The organism is Caloramator sp. E03 (assembly GCF_006016075.1).
Taxonomy (GTDB): Bacteria; Bacillota; Clostridia; order Clostridiales; family Caloramatoraceae; genus Caloramator_B.
The window spans coordinates 810621-828084 of sequence record NZ_CP040093.1; the positions used below are offsets into that span (position 1 = coordinate 810621).

Annotated in this window: 20 protein-coding genes, 1 riboswitch and 1 other annotated feature; of the genes, 3 read left to right on the forward strand and 17 right to left on the reverse strand. The window is 30.7% G+C overall.

Annotated elements, in window-relative coordinates:
- Positions 1–120: 120 nt before the first annotated feature.
- The 7 genes from FDN13_RS04155 to FDN13_RS04185 form a co-directional block, all read right to left on the reverse strand.
- Positions 121–1413, reverse strand: coding sequence for a bifunctional folylpolyglutamate synthase/dihydrofolate synthase (locus tag FDN13_RS04155; protein WP_138979046.1), 1293 nt, complete (start codon positions 1411–1413; stop codon positions 121–123).
- Positions 1414–1498: 85 nt separating this feature from the next.
- Positions 1499–4150 carry a valine--tRNA ligase gene (locus FDN13_RS04160; protein WP_138979047.1) on the reverse strand — a complete coding sequence of 884 codons (2652 nt, stop codon included), beginning with the start codon at positions 4148–4150 and terminating at the stop codon, positions 1499–1501.
- An 11-nt stretch (positions 4151–4161) separates the two neighbouring features.
- Entirely contained in the window at positions 4162–4347 is a 186-nt protein-coding gene (locus FDN13_RS04165; RefSeq protein WP_138979048.1) for a hypothetical protein, read from the reverse strand.
- Positions 4348–4394: 47 nt separating this feature from the next.
- Positions 4395–4598: a binding site (T-box leader), on the reverse strand.
- Between the two features lie 50 nt (positions 4599–4648).
- Positions 4649–5140: a hypothetical protein gene (locus tag FDN13_RS04170; RefSeq protein WP_138979049.1), complete on the reverse strand. Its 492-nt coding sequence runs from the start codon at positions 5138–5140 to the stop codon at positions 4649–4651.
- On the reverse strand, positions 5141–5440 hold the full coding sequence (locus tag FDN13_RS04175; RefSeq protein WP_138979050.1) for a hypothetical protein: 300 nt from the start codon (positions 5438–5440) through the stop codon (positions 5141–5143). It lies immediately after the preceding gene.
- Positions 5416–5967 (reverse strand): RNA polymerase sigma factor, encoded by a 552-nt coding sequence (locus FDN13_RS04180; RefSeq protein WP_243120264.1) that lies wholly within the window; start codon positions 5965–5967, stop codon positions 5416–5418. Before FDN13_RS04180 ends, FDN13_RS04175 begins: the two co-directional genes overlap by 25 nt.
- Positions 5964–7052 (reverse strand): DUF4097 family beta strand repeat-containing protein, encoded by a 1089-nt coding sequence (locus FDN13_RS04185; protein WP_138979051.1) that lies wholly within the window; start codon positions 7050–7052, stop codon positions 5964–5966. Before FDN13_RS04185 ends, FDN13_RS04180 begins: the two co-directional genes overlap by 4 nt.
- A 190-nt stretch (positions 7053–7242) precedes the next feature.
- Here FDN13_RS04185 and FDN13_RS04190 point away from each other — a divergent pair, with 190 nt between their 5' ends.
- Both FDN13_RS04190 and FDN13_RS04195 read left to right on the forward strand, forming a co-directional pair.
- Complete coding sequence (locus tag FDN13_RS04190; RefSeq protein ID WP_138979052.1) at positions 7243–7515, forward strand: hypothetical protein; 273 nt, start codon at positions 7243–7245, stop codon at positions 7513–7515.
- Between the two features lie 205 nt (positions 7516–7720).
- Complete coding sequence (locus FDN13_RS04195; RefSeq protein ID WP_138979053.1) at positions 7721–8044, forward strand: GGDEF domain-containing protein; 324 nt, start codon at positions 7721–7723, stop codon at positions 8042–8044.
- A 35-nt stretch (positions 8045–8079) separates the two neighbouring features.
- Here FDN13_RS04195 and FDN13_RS04200 read toward each other — a convergent pair whose 3' ends face one another.
- The 4 genes from FDN13_RS04200 to FDN13_RS04215 form a co-directional block, all read right to left on the reverse strand.
- Entirely contained in the window at positions 8080–8460 is a 381-nt protein-coding gene (locus FDN13_RS04200) for a desulfoferrodoxin (RefSeq protein ID WP_138979054.1), read from the reverse strand.
- 40 nt (positions 8461–8500) lie between these two features.
- Positions 8501–9094, reverse strand: coding sequence for a rubrerythrin (gene rbr / locus FDN13_RS04205; RefSeq protein WP_138979055.1), 594 nt, complete (start codon positions 9092–9094; stop codon positions 8501–8503).
- Positions 9095–9294: 200 nt separating this feature from the next.
- The gene (locus FDN13_RS04210; RefSeq protein WP_138979056.1) at positions 9295–9885 is read right to left on the reverse strand and encodes an HD-GYP domain-containing protein; all 591 of its coding nucleotides are present in this window, start codon (positions 9883–9885) and stop codon (positions 9295–9297) included.
- A gap of 60 nt (positions 9886–9945) precedes the next feature.
- Positions 9946–10122 (reverse strand): Spo0E family sporulation regulatory protein-aspartic acid phosphatase, encoded by a 177-nt coding sequence (locus FDN13_RS04215; RefSeq protein ID WP_138979057.1) that lies wholly within the window; start codon positions 10120–10122, stop codon positions 9946–9948.
- A gap of 285 nt (positions 10123–10407) precedes the next feature.
- Here FDN13_RS04215 and FDN13_RS04220 point away from each other — a divergent pair, with 285 nt between their 5' ends.
- Positions 10408–11007 carry a tyrosine-type recombinase/integrase gene (locus FDN13_RS04220; protein ID WP_138979058.1) on the forward strand — a complete coding sequence of 200 codons (600 nt, stop codon included), beginning with the start codon at positions 10408–10410 and terminating at the stop codon, positions 11005–11007.
- 75 nt (positions 11008–11082) lie between these two features.
- On the opposite strand, the gene FDN13_RS04225 is transcribed toward FDN13_RS04220, so the two are convergent.
- The 6 genes from FDN13_RS04225 to FDN13_RS04250 form a co-directional block, all read right to left on the reverse strand.
- Entirely contained in the window at positions 11083–11793 is a 711-nt protein-coding gene (locus FDN13_RS04225) for a radical SAM protein (RefSeq protein ID WP_138979059.1), read from the reverse strand.
- Between the two features lie 18 nt (positions 11794–11811).
- Positions 11812–12516, reverse strand: coding sequence for a B3/B4 domain-containing protein (locus FDN13_RS04230; RefSeq protein WP_138979060.1), 705 nt, complete (start codon positions 12514–12516; stop codon positions 11812–11814).
- Positions 12517–12621: 105 nt separating this feature from the next.
- Positions 12622–12717, reverse strand: a riboswitch (guanidine-I (ykkC/yxkD leader).
- A 183-nt stretch (positions 12718–12900) separates the two neighbouring features.
- On the reverse strand, positions 12901–13905 hold the full coding sequence (locus FDN13_RS04235) for a glycoside hydrolase family 68 protein (protein WP_138979061.1): 1005 nt from the start codon (positions 13903–13905) through the stop codon (positions 12901–12903).
- Positions 13880–14854, reverse strand: coding sequence for an aminoimidazole riboside kinase (locus tag FDN13_RS04240; RefSeq protein ID WP_138979062.1), 975 nt, complete (start codon positions 14852–14854; stop codon positions 13880–13882). The genes FDN13_RS04235 and FDN13_RS04240 overlap by 26 nt, the downstream gene beginning before the upstream one ends.
- Positions 14855–14872: 18 nt before the next feature.
- Complete coding sequence (locus FDN13_RS04245) at positions 14873–16243, reverse strand: sucrose-specific PTS transporter subunit IIBC (RefSeq protein WP_138979063.1); 1371 nt, start codon at positions 16241–16243, stop codon at positions 14873–14875.
- Positions 16244–16431: 188 nt separating this feature from the next.
- Entirely contained in the window at positions 16432–17265 is an 834-nt protein-coding gene (locus FDN13_RS04250; RefSeq protein ID WP_138979064.1) for a PRD domain-containing protein, read from the reverse strand.
- Between the last annotated feature and the right edge of the window lie 199 nt (positions 17266–17464).

Sequence of the window (17464 nt, forward strand, 5' to 3'; positions counted from 1 at the left end):
TTTAGCTAGAAATTAAAAAAACACTAATTTTAATAGTTTCTTAGTTATTATTTTGAAGAATAAAAGTCTATACTATACTTCTTAATTTGTAAAAATATGCTTTTAATCCTACAGCTAAAATTATAAGATTTTCTGCTTTAATATACTTCTTACTCTTCCTATCATATAAAGGGATCCGCAAAAAAGCAAAACCTCATCATTTTTTACAGAGCTTAATCCCTTCTCCACTGCATCTTCTATGCTCTTTGAAGATATGGCCTCTTTGCCTAACCCTTTTATTATATCTTCAAGCTCTGCTGCCGAAAGAGCCCTTGGGCTGTCTGGCTCTGTAGTTATGAAGCTATTGCATACCTCAAAAAGCTTTTCTAACATTTTTGTATATTCCTTATCCCTGAGCATTCCACAAACTGCAACTATTCTCTTCCCTTTAAAATAATATTTTAATGTTTCAGTAAGGCTCTCTATTCCTTGTATGTTATGCCCCCCATCAAGTACTATATATGGTGATTTTGAAATTACTTCAAATCTTCCTGGCCATTTTGCCTCCTCAAGACCTTTATATATAGAGCTGTTTTCTATTTCATAGCCTTGCATTCTTAATACTTCAATTGTATAAAGGGCCGTTATAGCATTCATGACTTGATGAGTACCGAGCATTCTTATTTTAATATCTTTATAGTTTTTCCACCAATAAACATCAAAGATAATTCCATCTATAGTATTGCTCTTAATATCATGTTTCATGTCATCAACCATAAAAATCCTTGAATTCCTATTTAAAGCAACATCAAGGAGTACCGATAAAGCTTCTTTATCCTGAGGATATATTACAACAGGCCTTCCCTCTTTTATTATACCTGCTTTTTCAAAGGCAATTTTAGATAGTGTATCTCCAAGTACATTCATATGATCATAGCTTATGCTTGTTATTACTGAAAGTATTGGATTTACTACGTTTGTAGCATCAAACCTTCCTCCAAGCCCAACCTCAAGCACAACGAAGTCAACATTTTTATCTTTAAAATATTTAAAAGCACAGGTCGTTATTATTTCAAACTCAGTAGGTCTCTCATATCCTTCCTCAATAATCCTTTCGACTAAAGGCTTTATCTTCTCTACTAAATCTGCTACTTCATCCTCTCCTATTTCTTTATCGTTTATCTTTATCCTCTCTGTAAATCTTTCCAAATAAGGAGATGTATATATTCCAACCTTATATCCCTGACATTTTAACATTGAGGATATGAAGGTTACTGTAGAACCTTTACCATTAGTACCTCCAACATGTATTACTTTAAGATAATCCTGTGGATTTCCTAAAAGCTCACAAAGCCTTTTTATCCTTTCAAGTCCAAGATTCATTGCAAATTTTCCTGTACTTTCTATATATGCTATTGCCTCGCTAAAGTTCATAATACACCTCATCTCACTAATGTCCACTTTATAAATAGCCCTAAACTGCAAATTATTCTTTGCAGTTTAGGGGCTTTAATAATTTTTATCTTAATGCATCAATTCTTTCAATTATTTTATTGAGCATATCCTGATATTTTGCCTGCTTTTCTTTCTCTTCCTCTATAACATGTTTTGGTGCCTTTGATATAAATCCTTCATTTGAAAGCTTTTTAACAACTCTTTCAACTTCTTTTTCGTATTTTTCTTTTTCCTTTAAAAGCCTTTCTATTTCCTTTTCTTTGTCAATTAAATCCTCAAGAGGAAGAAATATTTCAATACCCGGTACAACAGCAGATACTGCATCCTTTGGTACATCCTCTCTTTTTACAAAGGCTATTCCTGATGCAAAGGCAAGCTTCTCAAAATACATACTTCCTTCTTCAAGGGATGATTTAATCTCATCCTTTGAAGGTATAAGAAGAATTTTCGCCCTTCTATTGTTTGGAACGTTCATCTCTGTTCTTATATTTCTAACAGCCCTTATAACATCTATTACATACTGCATCATCTTTTCGTCTTTATCAAAACTTCTGTCCTTTGAATACTCAGGCCATCTTGAAATCGTAATTGAGCTTTCTTCTCCCTCAAGATGAGTATATATCTCTTCAGTAATAAAAGGCATAAAAGGATGTAAAAGCTTTAAACTGTCCCTTAAAACCTCGATTAAAGTCATCTGTGCAGCTGCTTTATCTTTTTCATCCTCTCCATAGAGCCTTGGCTTTACAAGTTCTATATACCAGTCACAAACTTCTGACCATATAAAATCATAAATCTTTTGTGCTGCAATTCCAAGTTCAAACTTGTTAAGGTTTTCAGTAACTTCCGCTATTATATTGTTAAGCCTTGAAAGTATCCACCTATCTGCTGAATTTCTAATTTCATCTATGCTTCCCTTATATTTATCTATAAGGCTTTCATCAAGATTCATAAATACAAATCTTGAAGCATTCCAAATCTTGTTTGCAAAGTTTCTTGATGCTTCAACTCTCTCCATATAAAATCTCATATCATTTCCCGGGGAATTTCCTGTAATAAGGGTAAATCTTAATGCATCAGCACCGTACTTTTCTATTATTTCAAGAGGGTCTATTCCATTACCAAGGGATTTTGACATCTTTCTTCCCTGAGAGTCTCTAACTATTCCATGAACAAAAACATATTTAAAAGGTATCTCCTTCATCTGATCAACTGCTGAGAATATCATCCTAGCAATCCAGAAGAATATAATATCATATCCTGTAACAAGAACGCTTGTTGGATAGAAATATTCAAGATCTTCAGTCTTATCGGGCCATCCTAAGGTTGAGAAAGGCCAAAGTGCAGAGCTGAACCAAGTATCGAGTACATTTTCATCCTGTTTTAGATTATTTGAGCCGCATTTTGTACATCCCTTTGGTTCATCGGTAGATACTATAATCTCACCGCAATCCTGACAATACCATACAGGTATTCTGTGACCCCACCACAGCTGTCTTGATATACACCAGTCCTGTATATTTTCCATCCAGTTAAAATAAATCTTTGCAAACCTTTCAGGAACGAATTGTATTTTTCCTTCCTTAACAACCTCTATTGCAGGCTCTGCCAAAGGCTTCATCTTAACAAACCATTGTTTTGATAAAAGAGGTTCAACTACTGTACCGCATCTGTCATGGCAGCCTACATTATGGTTTAAATCCTCTATTTTAACAAGAAGACCTAAAGATTTTAAATCTTCAACTATAGCTAATCTTGCCTCATATCTGTCCATTCCCTCATACTTTCCTGCGAGAGAACTCATAGTTCCATTTTCATTAATAACTACAACCTGCTCAAGATTATGACGAACTCCAACTTCAAAGTCGTTAGGATCATGGGCTGGAGTAATCTTAACTGCACCAGTTCCAAATTCCATCTCAACATATTCATCTGCAACTATAGGAATTTCTCTATTCATAAGAGGAAGTATTGCCGTCTTTCCTACAAGATGCTTATATCTTTCATCCTCAGGATGAACTGCAATAGCTGTATCTCCAAGCATTGTTTCAGGTCTTGTGGTTGCAACTATTATATACTCGTCGCTGTCTTTTACAGGATATTTAATATGCCAAAGATTTCCGTTTTTTTCACTGTACTCTATTTCAGCATCGGATAGAGCTGTCATACATCTTGGGCACCAGTTTATAATCCTTTTTCCCTGGTATATAAGACCTCTGTTATATAATCTTACAAATACTTCCCTTACAGCCCTGTTAAGTCCCTCATCCATTGTAAATCTTTCTCGGCTCCAGTCACAGGAAGCTCCCATCTTCATTAGCTGCTCCCTTATTCTTGCCCTATATTTATGTGTCCAATCCCAAACCTTTTCAAGGAATGCTTCCCTTCCTATTTCCTTTTTATATATTCCCTGCTTTAAAAGCTCGTTTTCAACCTTAACCTCCGTTGCTATGCTCGCATGGTCCTCTCCTGGAAGCCAAAGGGTAGGAAAGCCTTGCATTCTCTTCCATCTTATTAGCACATCCTGTATAGTATTATCAAGTGCATGACCCATGTGAAGCTGACCAGTTATATTCGGAGGAGGTATAACTATTGTAAATGGTTCCTTATTTTTATCAATCTTTGGAGTAAAATATCCCTTCTCAATCCATTTGTTATATAATCTTTCTTCAAAATCCTTAGGATTATAGGTTTTTGATAAATTCCTGCTATCTTCCATGTTAATTCCTCCTAAAATATTTTTAGTATTCTAAAAAAGCCTATACATGCAATTACAAGTCCTATAAGCTTTATTATTATTAGTTTAATATCATCTTCTTTGATTTTAAAAAGTTTTAATATATACTTTGCAGCATATACTATTATGCTTCCAAACAGTGCAAAAAACAGACTTACTCCATCAACATTTGAAAGCATATATATCACCTCCAAACTTAAAAAGGCATCAAAAAAGGTTCTTCGCACAAAAGGACGAAGAACCGCGGTACCACCTTTATTCCGGAATCCGGCACTCAAATCTGTAACGGGTAACCGTTCTGCATTACTAAATTTCGTGCAGAAAGCTCAAAAGCTACCTTCAGCAGCAATCTTCACAGGAGACCTTTCAGCCGCCGAGCCTCCCTCTCTTTGTGCATTAACTGCCTACTCCTCTTTTTCATAGCTTTTATATATTATTTTTTAATATTCTACACCAAATTTTTTTAAATTGTCAACATATTTATCGTTTGTTCTTAAACAAAAGATATACTCCTGCAAGAACAAATAAAACTGGGAAAAAGTATGTGCTTATATAGGATTTTATAAGGCTATATATCTCATATCCGTTAAAAAGCTTATCTATTATTGCCAAAGTACCTATTACAATTAATGCATAAGCAAAATATATTAAAAAGTTTCTGCTAATATTAGCTGAAAACTGCTGAGCATTTGGCATTTCAGTATATTTTTTAAATATAAAGTCAACATCGGGAACATATTCTCCCCTATCAAGCCTTCTTGCTATACTAAAGGTATCAAAGAAGGTATAAAACCAAAAGGGAAGTTTTATTATATCAGATAAATAGCCTATAGATAAAAGCCTGCAAACAGGTTCTATTAAAAGAAATAGCATTAGAGCTTGAACTCCCCTTTTTACAAGTCCAAGATACATATATCCAACCCCAGGAATAAGAGCAGATAGAAATGTTAAAAATCCATTCCTTCTTTCCATTTAAATCACCCCTTCAAATATTTTTATTATTGAATCAAAGTTATATCCTAAAGATATTGCATAACTTCTTAACCAAAATTCTAAATTATATATATTATATTGAAGGTTTGAAGCATAAGTTATTAGCAGCAAAAATCCCGCAGCAATAAAGCTTAAAGCAGGTATATAATTTGAAACTACATACCTTTGAGAATTTTTATTAATCTTATTTAGCAGTTTAACATTATAATCTTCCTTAACATCTATTCCTTCAAAACTTAATGCAATAAGTCTATCTAAATCATCCCATTCTTGCTGCATAGTATCTCTCCTCCCTTTTCAAGTTCTATTTTAAGTTTCTGTCTTGCCCTATAGATTCTGCCTTCAACATTTTTTTGCGTTATCCCAAGTATATCAGCTATCTCCTTTTGAGAAAGTCCAATATAATAATATAAAATTACTGTAATCTTTAAATCCTCTGGAAGAGATAATATACACTGCCTTATATAATTTTTTTCATCTAAATCTCTATAGTCATCGCTTTTATATCCTATAAAACCTGTTAAGAAATTTTTTATGCTCTTTTTTCTTTTATAGTCAAGGCATCTCGATACAGTTATTTTATAGATATATGTTGACAGGGAGCAATCTCCTCTGAAGCTTTTAATTGACTTATAAAGGGTTATAAAAACCTCCTGAGATATATCCTCTGCCTCTTGATATTCATTTGTATAGGTATAGCAAAGAGATATTATTTTCTTTTTATAAAGCTCTACAACTTCAATAAAAGCTTTTTCATCCCCTGATTTTAAACCCTCAATCAATTCCTTCTCATTCAATTTAATCACTCCAAAGCAGTAATGTTTATAGTTCCCCTCACTACATTTATATCAATACTTCCCAAGCCTGTTCCAATCGTTTTTACTATCTTAGAGTTTACTCTTTTTTCTTCATTTACTCTACAGGTTCCCTGTTCTATTTTTGCAAATATCTTTATATTTTTATTCTTTGTATTTAAATCAACTATTCCATTTTGAATATCAACTGAAACATTTTTACAAATTCTATTATCTATATTTACTCTGCCGTTTTGAGCATCTATATCTATATTTTCACAGTTTCCCTTTATATTAATATTGCAATTATTTCCTTCAATTCCTATACTGTTTACATTTTTAACACTAAAATTTAAATTCTGAGAATCTATTATAAGACTTTGAGCATTTTCTATGCTTCCATTTATATTAACACATTTTATATTTACATTTCCAAGAATTAATTCTTCATTTCCTTGTGTTTTTATATCGGAATTAGTACAATCTAAATCAACATCCATTTTATCAGGGAGGTAAATATAGGCTTCAACCCTTCTTATAAAAGGTTCTTCTATAGATACTTTGTATCCATCTTCAGCTTCCTTTACATCCATACTATAATCATTTATTGACTCATTTTTATTAACATATATCTTTGCATCAATTTTTATATTTTTATCAACAGATTTATTTATAATAACTTTAGCATTTTCCGCTGAAAAATATATTTTGTTTTTTCCTCCAAGTAAAACTTTATTAGATGATATAACTTTATAATTGTCACTATCCATCTTCTCTGCAAATTTAATAAAATCATCAAAGTTGAAGTTCTTTCCAAAATACCTTACATTACCGCTAAATCTATAAATAAAGCCTTGAACAGCATTAGTAATAAGAAAAACTATTATTACAGGTATGACAATATAATTAAACTGCAATTTTCCCTCAGTGCTTTTTTTTGAAGATAAAATCAGTATCTCTACTCCTAAAAGTATAAATATAGCAGGCCACCATTTAAAAATCTCTCTTCCAAGCTGAGGATTTGATTTGTTTATTATCATCCATACTCCTAGGAATATTAATCCTACAGATGAAGTTATAGTTCCAGCTTTCCTCATAAAAAAGCCTCCTTTTGATTTTTCATTTATATAGACACGTAAAACACTCCTTATCCCATAGAAATTTTTTATTTTTTATAAAATTATTTGTATGTTTCAAAAAGTTGATTCTGTCATCGAATGGCAGTGAGATGGTGGGCATGTTCCTTCTGAAGTACTCAGCAAATCCTTCTCACTCTATATTGACCAAATGTATGGTAAATACGTTGAAGGTGCAGTAGCAATCACAAATACAAAAGCATCACCTGAAACTAAAAATAGAACTGCTAACAAATCAACAGGAAAAAATATCAGTAGTTGGATTAATCATGATGATCTATCAAATTTTTCATTCATTCTTGCAAATGCATTTGCATATAGAACTGCTGGTCCATGTAAGGCAGCTCCCGACTTTGATGTAATTGACTACAGACAGGAAGATTATGTCTTTGGCGATAGAGAAACTGATGCCCGTCATCCTTAGAACCTGGATGATGGTTGTTATTAATTTATTTACATCCCACTTAGTCCATATAAAAATTTAAATTTTCACAAACTTATAATTTATCCTATTTCATTTAAATTTAATTAAGTTTTTAGGGAAAAATATTGAAGTATAAATAATATTTTTTGACATAAATAATTTTGGATACATAGATAAAAAATTTGGACATGCAATTTGAAATGAGATTTTAAAAGATGTAGCTAAGGTTCTTAAACATTATACACCAGATGGAACATTTCTTTGCAGATGCGGAGGAGACGAGTTTGTTCTTTTGACTAAAGAATCACCAGAAAATTGTAAAGAGATAGCTCATAATATTTTAATAAAAATAAAACAGCATAAATTTTATGATGATATACATATAAGTGTTTCAGCAGGAATTGCGGGAGGAATAAGAAAAAAATCAGAAAACGAAGATTTATCTAAAACAATTACAAGTCTTATTAATATTGCAAGTCTCGCATCAATAAAGCTAAAAAGGAAAATCATAGTTGAGGTGGATATTTGAATTAACTGCCCACCTCAATTATTTTTTTCTAAAATTTACTTTATTTCTGCCTTCCATAAACCATGAAGGTTACAGTAAGCATATACTTCAGCATTTTCCTTATCGCAGAATACAGCTTTAGGCTCATCTGTTGGAGAGAGTGAAATTCTTTCAGTACCATTATCACTAACAACAGCTATCCATTCTATATAATGTGCCTCTGTCATAGGGTGAGGAACAGACCCAACCTGAACGTTTATCCTTCCATTATCCTTTGTCAAAACAGGAATATGCTTTTCAAAGGAAGCCTCAGTAGTGTTTGCCTTCAGCTCTACCATAGGTTTGCCACAGCAAACAAGCTGTCCTCCTCCTCTCTTTATTAACCCTACCAGGTTTCCACATATCTCACATTTATAAAAATATACAGGTGCTTTCATCTTTTTATCCCCTTTCATTTTTTCTTTAACAATTTTATTATTAATAGTTCTCTACAAATAACTCAAAAAATGCCTGTGGATGAAGGCATGCTGGACATTTCTCTGGTGCTTCTATACCTTCATGTACATAGCCACAATTTCCACATTTCCATAAAACTTTATCATCCTTTTTAAATACTTTACCATTTTTTATGTTTTCTACAAGCTTATTAAATCTTGTTTCATGCCTTTTTTCAGCAGCAGCAATCATTTTAAAGGCTTCAGAAATTTCAGGGTAACCTTCTTCCTCGGCTATCTTTGCAAATTCTGGATAAAGCTCTGCCCACTCCTCATTTTCTCCACTTGCTGCTGCTTTTAGATTGTCAAGAGTACTTCCTTGTGCCACTGGATAAGCTGCATTTATTTCTATTGCTGCCGGGATTTCATCTTTAAGCCCCTCAAGTAAAAATTTATAAAACCTTTTAGCATGCTCCTTTTCGTTATCAGCTGTTTCTATAAATATATTTTTTATTTGTTTGTACCCTTCTTTGTCAGCTACCGATGCATAATAAGTATAACGGTTTCGTGCCTGTGACTCTCCAGCAAATGCCTTTAAAAGATTTTGAGCAGTTTTACTCCCTTTAAAACTCTTCATAAATTAATACCCTTTCTTTTTTCTATTTATTATACCATAAAATTCTAGTATTTTTCAAATTTTGTGATGTTTCTCAATCTATAAATAATTCACAATTTTACATTTAAAGCAAAAACTTTTGAAGTGGCCTTACTCACAGCTTTTATAAAAATTGTTCCCTTTATTCCCTCTCCTTAGGTAGAATTGATATTATATAAAAATCATAATACTTTCTCAATAAATATATCAACTATTTCAGGATCAAACTGAGTACCTTTATTATATATAAGCTCTTTTATTGCAACATGTTTTTTCATAGAATCCTTATAGGCCCTTACACTTATCATTGCATCATAAGAATCTGCTACAGCAATAATTCTTGATATAAGAGGTATTTCATAATTTTTTAATCCTTTTGGATAACCTAAACCATCAAATCGTTCATGATGGAATAAAACATATTGGGAAATTTCTTTTGTTTGATAGTATGAATTTAATATATCATATCCATACTCTGGATGTTTTTTCATTTCAATCCATTCCTTTTCATTTAATTTACCTGGCTTATTTAAAATATCTTTATCTATCTTTATTTTACCAATATCATGGAGTAATGCAGCTGCCTTTGTTATTTTTATATCCCTGTTTCTTAAATTCATTGATATTGCAATATCTTCACAGAGTTTACTTACTCTTATTGAATGTTTTGCTTCCCTTGGGTTGACTTTGCACAATTTATCAAAAATCAAATATAAAATATTATTTTCATTAGATGAGGATACAGATAACATTGCTTCGATGTTTTCTCTCATGACAAAAAGCCCTGGCGTATAAAGTTTTTTTATACGTCTTCCTCCTTCCTAAAAGTATTGTCATGGTTTTTGATCTAAAATTGTATATTTAGTTATTAGTATATCCATTTTTTTGCTTAGCTCGATTATATCCCTAATATCTTTTTCATCCTTATCAAGTAATACTAAACTAACCTTATTTAATTTAGATCTAATTTCATTTATTTCTCTTTTTAACACCTCAAGCTCTCTATTCATTGCTGCTATTATTACCCTCCTTTTTCCCCTTTTGACAATGAACCTTTTAAGTTGTATTATTAATTCAAACAGAATAAATATTTTGTCTAATAAATTATAACATATTATAGTTAATAATCCAAATTTTTATATATAATAATTTTGAATTTACATATATTAGAAAAAATTTTGACTTGATATGATACAAAATGTAATATATGGTAAATGAGAATAAAAAAATAATAATATTTTTAATATTATTTAGACAAAATATTTATAATGTATAATTTTAATGGAGGAGATAGAATGTCAAAAAGAAAGGAGAAAAAAATTAAATATCTTACACAAGAAGAAGCAAAAAATCTTTTTGACGCCATTAAAAAATCCAATAGCATTCATAAAATAAGAGATCTTGCAATATTCAGAGTAGCTTACAGATGTGGTTTAAGAGCTTCTGAAATTGCATTAATAAAATTAGAAGACTATAACCAAGCTAAAGGTGAATTATATTGCAAAAGACTAAAAGGAAGCTACAATAATACAATAAGGCTTGATATTAAAACAAAGAATATATTAGATACATATATTTTAGAAAACAAAATTACATCAAGTTCTGAATACATTTTTAAAAGTCAAAAAAATAAGCCTATTTCAAGGCAAACACTTGACTATTTAATGAAAAAATATTGTAAGCTTGCTAACATAGAGGATAAAAATAAGCATCACTTTCATGCACTAAAACATACAACAGCTGTTCATTTAGCAGAATCTGATATGGATATTAAAGAGCTTCAGTGGTGGCTTGGGCATAAGGCAGTTACAAATACAGAAATATATTTCCAATTTACAACAAAGCAACAGGAAAAGATGTACGCAAAACTCGAACAAAAAAGTGAGATGGTTTAAATATTATTAATACTTTACCAACTATATTAAAGGAATGGGAAATAATAGATGTTCCTATTCCTTTTTATAAGATTATTATTTTTTATTTAAGCATTGCTTAATATTCAGTAATGCATTTGAAATTTCTATAAATCTTTCATCAGTAATACCAAATTTTTTCTTAAATCTTTCATCCTCCATTCGTGCAACAATAATCTTATCGGGAGATATTTGATTAATAATATTTTTTATCTTATTAATTGAATCTTCATCATCGTTATACCCTTTAAGAATAGTAATTTCTAATATAAATTTCCCTTTGTATTGTTTATTAAATAAAGCCACGTTTGAAATATATTCTTTTAGTGTATATCCTTCAAGCGGTCTTTGGATTTTTTGAAAATCTTCTTCTGTTATTACTTTTATTTCTCCAACAACCTCATCACATTTATTAGCAATTTTTATATATTCATCTCTCCCTAGTAAATAACCATTAGATAATAGCCTTACATTTATTCCTTTGCTTTTTATTTTATCAATAATACTATCAATTTTGTTATTTACCAAAGCTTCTCCTTTTGAGTTAATAAAAACTAAATCTACATTATTATTTTCTATTTTAGTTTCTAATTCATTTATTGAACTGTCCATATCATCAAAGGCCTGTGGTTTATCTACCTTATTATGTGATCTTCCAATAGGACAAAATATGCAGTCAAAGTTACAATACTTTTCTGGAAGTATATTCACTTCCAGTACCCTTTTTCCATCTTCAATATAAATATCTTTATAACTGAAAATACCCATTATGTTATCCTCCTCAAACTATATTATTATTTCTCTATTGTTAATATCAAGAATTGAAATCTTACATGTTCCGCCTAAATTATCATTTACTGTTTTTGCTAAATCTTTCAAAGCATTTTCAAACTCTTCTGTTCTTTTTTCATCAACTAATTCAATGCATAAAAAAGCATTCTTTGTATTTTCTGTAAGCATAGTTCTTACAGATTCACGCCAATTCCAGCACCTACAAATTGCTCCCTCATTATCTTTATATACTATTTCACCTTCATAAGGTGGTTCACTTTTTTCTGTCCCTAATGTAACAAAATTTTCATTTCCAAGCGCTTTAGTTAACCTTATATCCCCAGCAAATGTATCAATATCCTCACCTCCGCAGGGCAATGCATATCTTAATGAAATACAGTTATAAATATCAACTAATGGATTAATTGTTCCTAAATGGTTCCCATTATGAACTCTCTTTAGTAATGCTTCAATAGATGACCTTGCGCCCTTCTTTGTTTTAAACTTTTGAAATGCCTCTCTCCATACTTTTATTACTTCGTTAGAACTGAATTCTTCATTTTGCAAGTATTTTAAGGCTTCCCTTTCTGCTTTTAAAAGCATTGATTTATATTTTTCTTCATCCTTTATAGAATTATCAATATCATGACAGATTACAACTCCTATTTTAGCCTTAGGAAATAGGCTCCAAAAATCATCTTCAATAACAAACTTCTTCATTTGAATCCTCCTTCATATTGATAAACTTTTTAAAAGCAATAGTAATAACATATTAATTATTTAAAGAAAATAAAAACAAAAAGCCGTGAGAAATATTATTAAAATATCTCCCAGGCTTTTATCCTTCCGTGTACACAGTTACCTGTGCGTTTTCTCTTGGACCAGCCAGTTGTAAACTGCGGAACCCTAGAAAACTAAAATATATAAACTTGTTATAATTTAAAAACTGCAACTTTTGAACACATTTTAGCAAAGTAATAGATTTAAGTCAATTTAATATTTTTATTCCTTCATTCATGTTTCTATACAACGAAAATATATATAACTATCAATATCATAACTATATAAAAAGATAAAATCAAAATGGTTATTGCCATACTTAAGTTAAAAATCTATTATTTTCATTCTTTCGCATTCATCATATATTATTTTATAAGGCTTTGATAATTTATAGGACATTTCATTTAATGTAAATCCTTCATCATCACCAACATACCAAGATAAAAATACATCCTCTCCCTTAGGAGATTTGATAATTCTTCCTGTATAAAGAAGGTCATCATTTCCACACAATACATTATCATCATCAATAGGTTTAAATTCTCCTAATAAACTATCAGAAACAAAATATAAAACTCCTGTTTGTGGCTGTCTAGGATATATTTTTTCTATATACTCTTTACTATACCATTCTCTTTTTACTGCAAAAATCATATACCATTTACCATTATGTTTATGAAGTGATGGAACCTCCATATCTGTAAATACGTGAGGCGATGTTGCTGGAGGCATTATTTCCCAATTCAATAAATCCCTTGACCTTGCCCTTCCTATACAACCTCTATAATTAGGATGTCCATTTTTATCCCTTGCAGTAAAAAATGCATAATACATTTTAGTATCTTCATCATATACAACAAATGGGTCTCTGCATCCCTCATGTTTATTATATGCCTCCTGTTGCTTTTCATAATATCTCTTATCTGCAACTATTATAGGATTACCACTATATTTTTCCCAATTAATCAAATCCTTTGAAGTTGCCACACCTATCCTTTGTGTATGTCCAACATAACCATCTTCTGCAATATCCTTTTTACACCTTGAAGTATAAAACATATAATAGGTATCATCTTTTTTTATTGTACATCCTGTCCAAATAGATACACTATCCCAATCTTCTTCTAAATCTGAAGCCTTTAACACCGTTCCTTTATACTCCCAATTAATTAAATCCTTAGATACAGCATACCCAACTGTTGAATTTCTATGTCTACTATGGGAATCATCATTTAATGGGGCTTCTAAATGAAACAAATGATAAATTCCATTTTCTTCATATATCCAAAAATCCCATAAAAACTTATCCTTTGGTGCATATAAATTCATAAAACTCACCTCTTTTTAGTACATCTAAAACCTCATCTAATGTAGGTAGAGCTGACATAGCTCCTTTTTTAGATACAGCATAAGAACCACATACATTTGCTATTTTACAAAAATATCTTATATCTTCAATATTTATATCTTCAAATCCTTTTTCACAACTACTCAAAGAATATAGCATACCTGCAACAAATGCATCACCTGCACCTGTTGTATCAACCACTTGTGTACTAAATCCACTTACTTTATCAATAATACCATTAAAACTAAATAAAACTCCATCCTTCCCTAGTGTAACAAGAACTAATTTAGTACCAAACTCAGCTAATCTTTTAAGTCCTTCTTCAATGTTATTACAACCTGTTAGAAATTTAACCTCATCATCTGATACCTTCAATATATCCACAAAAGGCAACATGGAAAATACAATTTCTTTTGCCTTTTCAACTGAAGGCCAAAGGTTTAATCTTAAATTTGGATCAAATGAAATTAGCATTCCCTTTTTCTTTGCAATATTAACTGCCTTTAATGTTGCCCATCTTGATATTTCATCAATCATAGAAATCGTCCCAAAGTGCAATATCCCATAGTCATTAAGCATTTCTTCCTTTATATCATCTTCTGATAATAATCTATCTGCACTTGGATTAACATAAAATTCAAAACTTCTCTCACCATTTTCATCTAGAGTAACAAGCACTATTCCAGTATGTGCTTCTTTTGTAAAGAGCATGTTTTCAGTTGAAACATTAAATCCTTCAAGCACATCTTTCAAGTATCTACCTAATGCATCATCTCCAACCTTGCCTAAAAATCCAGCCTTACCACCAAGTCTTGAAACCCCAGCTGCAACATTGGCTGGGGCACCTCCTGGATTTTTTTGATATGTCATATTTTTATCAAGGGGAATAAAATCTATTAAAACTTCACCTAAAGTCAATACACCCTTCATATATAAATTCACCTTCTTTTATATTTCTTGTTTTTCCTCAAATCCCATAATATATGTTGCTACAAATGCTCCAAAGAATGCAATAAACATACCAATAATGTAATTTAACATTGATGATGTCTGTACTATAGCTGTACCTGGTATTCCTGTAACTCCAACAGCAGTCATTGCAACTTTAGTAGCAACAACATAAGCACCACCTAATGCCCCACCTATTGCTGCCGCTATGAAAGGTTTGCCTAATCGCAAATTAACTCCAAATATAGCAGCTTCAGTTATACCAAGCAAACAAGAAGTTGCTGCTGGTAAGGATATTGATTTCATCTTTGCATTCTTTGTTTTAAAATAAACTGCAAATGCTGCTCCACCCTGTGCAACGTTAGCCATTGACCATATTGGAAGTAGTAAATTTGCTCCAACGTTCTTTATGAGTTCTGCTTCTATAGCATGGAAGCTATGATGTATTCCTGTTATAACTATTGTTGAGTATAGTCCTCCAAATATTAATCCTGCAAACATACCAATACTGTTATAAGTAAAGTTTAATACAAAGGAAATTCCTTCTCCAAGTAATCTTCCAAATGGTCCAATTACAGTTAATGAAATAAACCCTGTAATCATTATTGTTAAGAAAGGTGTTAATAATATATCTAAAACTTCTGGAACAATCTTTCTTATATTTCTTTCAACAATACCAAGTATCCATACTGCAATTAATATAGGTAATACTGTGCCTTGATATCCAACCATTGCCACATTAAGTCCAAATACATTTATTGTTTTTTCAATTCCTCCACCTAATGTCCAAGCATTTTGTAGTGATGGGTGAATAAGTATTCCACCTAAAGTAGCTGCTAAAAATGGATTTGCTCCAAACTCCTTAGCTGCACTAAATGCAACTAATATTGGCAAGAATACAAATGCTGCATTTGAAAACATATCTACCATTATGAATAATCCGCTTTCCGGATTTACTAAGTTAAATGTTTTAAACATTCCAAGTAATCCCATCAAAAGACCACTTGCAACTATTGCAGGAATTATAGGAACAAAGATATTTGATAATATTCTAGCTAATCTTTGAACTGGATTCATTTTTTGCATAGCATCTTTCTTTAAATCACTTGTTGATGCCTCTTTAATATCTGCGATTTTTACAAATTCCTTATAAACTTTGTTTACCAATCCTTGACCTATAATTATTTGAAACTGTCCTGTGTTTGAAAACACACCCTTTACATCTTCTAACTTTTCAAGTTCACTTATATTTGCCTTTGATTCATCCTTTAAAACCATTCTAAGTCTTGTTGCACAATGTGCTGCACCTATTATATTATCCTTTCCGCCTACAAGTTCAATAATTTTTGACGCTAATTCTCTATGTTCCATAATTTTACCTCCTTTTTACTTATTTAATCAATTTAATCCCGGGCATTAAATTGATTAATAAAAACAAAAAAACCCAAAGCACCAATAGCAATTAAAGCTACTGTTACTTTGGGTCTTGCCTGCATTACCAGTCACAATCCCTAAATATATGATTTTAATATCATAATACACAAAATTTTTTAAAATTGTCAAGCGGAATTTATAATTCTCTGTATGTGTAAAGATATATAAGCAAGTTCTTCATCTGGCATATAATATTCATATTCATTCTCTATATGTTTCTGAATATCTTTAGCAATACTATAGGCTTTTTTATATTTTGTTTTTATAATTTCAAAAAGTTCTGCATCTATATCACAAAATCTCTCTTTTTTTATCATCCTCTTTAATGCAAAATGAAAATGTGTTTTTAGTCTTTGATATGAAATAGAAGCCTCATCTATTTTTATATTTAATCGTGTTTCTATTATTTTAGTCATATCCTTTATCATCGTTGCTATATCCATAGCAATTGTTATATCTCTATAATTATTTTTTGCTGTATGAATATGAAGTGCTATAAAACCTATTTCATCATCTGGAATTTCTATGCTTAATTTTTGCTTTATATATTCCTTAGCCCATATACCAATCTTAAATTCATCAAAATATAACGACCTTATTTCTTCAAGCAATTTGTTTTGTATAATTATTCCCTTTTTAAATCTTTCAAATGCAAAGGCAAGGTGGTCTGTTAATGCAATGTATATATGAGGATTAAGTTCAACATTTAGTTTCTGCTCTGCATAATGAATTATATTTTCTGCAATATCAACATACTCTTGAGGAAAACTTTTTACTATTTCTTCAAATTTTTCATATTCACTCTTATCTTCCATAACAAAAATTTTTTCTATCTTTGTTTTATCAACAACATCATTTATCTTTTTTTGAAATCCTATTCCAACTCCAATAACTATTTTTTCAACACCTTTATCATTAACAATGAGGGTATTATTATTAAGTATCTTCTTAATTCTCATTTTATCCTCCTATATAATATATAATAATTATATTATAACACCCTAAATAGATAATTTTAAAAATCAAATTTAAATAATAAATAAATATAATTTTTTAATAATATTTATCATAACAATTTACAAAAATAACCTTTTTTATTAATATATTTTAAAGTTTTTTGTCTTAGCTTTACTCTTTGTTATTTACCAATTTCTTTAA

Bases quoted from the DNA above. Each gene is read 5' to 3' on its own strand.
- FDN13_RS04220 (WP_138979058.1), top strand. From the start codon at position 10,408: ATGTCAAAAAGAAAGGAGAAAAAAATTAAATATCTTACACAAGAAGAA.
- FDN13_RS04235 (WP_138979061.1), bottom strand. From the start codon at position 13,905: ATGAATTTATATGCACCAAAGGATAAGTTTTTATGGGATTTTTGGATA.
- FDN13_RS04155 (WP_138979046.1), bottom strand. From the start codon at position 1,413: ATGAACTTTAGCGAGGCAATAGCATATATAGAAAGTACAGGAAAATTT.
- FDN13_RS04185 (WP_138979051.1), bottom strand. From the start codon at position 7,052: ATGAGGAAAGCTGGAACTATAACTTCATCTGTAGGATTAATATTCCTA.
- FDN13_RS04230 (WP_138979060.1), bottom strand. From the start codon at position 12,516: ATGAAGAAGTTTGTTATTGAAGATGATTTTTGGAGCCTATTTCCTAAG.
- FDN13_RS04165 (WP_138979048.1), bottom strand. From the start codon at position 4,347: ATGCTTTCAAATGTTGATGGAGTAAGTCTGTTTTTTGCACTGTTTGGA.
- rbr (WP_138979055.1), bottom strand. From the start codon at position 9,094: ATGAAGAGTTTTAAAGGGAGTAAAACTGCTCAAAATCTTTTAAAGGCA.
- FDN13_RS04240 (WP_138979062.1), bottom strand. From the start codon at position 14,854: ATGAAGGGTGTATTGACTTTAGGTGAAGTTTTAATAGATTTTATTCCC.
- FDN13_RS04210 (WP_138979056.1), bottom strand. From the start codon at position 9,885: ATGAGAGAAAACATCGAAGCAATGTTATCTGTATCCTCATCTAATGAA.
- FDN13_RS04160 (WP_138979047.1), bottom strand. From the start codon at position 4,150: ATGGAAGATAGCAGGAATTTATCAAAAACCTATAATCCTAAGGATTTT.
- FDN13_RS04250 (WP_138979064.1), bottom strand. From the start codon at position 17,265: ATGAGAATTAAGAAGATACTTAATAATAATACCCTCATTGTTAATGAT.
- FDN13_RS04215 (WP_138979057.1), bottom strand. From the start codon at position 10,122: ATGAATAGAGAGCTTGAGGTGTTAAAAAGAGAAATAAATGAAATTAGA.
- FDN13_RS04170 (WP_138979049.1), bottom strand. From the start codon at position 5,140: ATGGAAAGAAGGAATGGATTTTTAACATTTCTATCTGCTCTTATTCCT.
- FDN13_RS04225 (WP_138979059.1), bottom strand. From the start codon at position 11,793: ATGGGTATTTTCAGTTATAAAGATATTTATATTGAAGATGGAAAAAGG.
- FDN13_RS04175 (WP_138979050.1), bottom strand. From the start codon at position 5,440: ATGCAGCAAGAATGGGATGATTTAGATAGACTTATTGCATTAAGTTTT.
- FDN13_RS04245 (WP_138979063.1), bottom strand. From the start codon at position 16,243: ATGGAACATAGAGAATTAGCGTCAAAAATTATTGAACTTGTAGGCGGA.
- FDN13_RS04200 (WP_138979054.1), bottom strand. From the start codon at position 8,460: ATGAAAGCACCTGTATATTTTTATAAATGTGAGATATGTGGAAACCTG.
- FDN13_RS04190 (WP_138979052.1), top strand. From the start codon at position 7,243: ATGTATGGTAAATACGTTGAAGGTGCAGTAGCAATCACAAATACAAAA.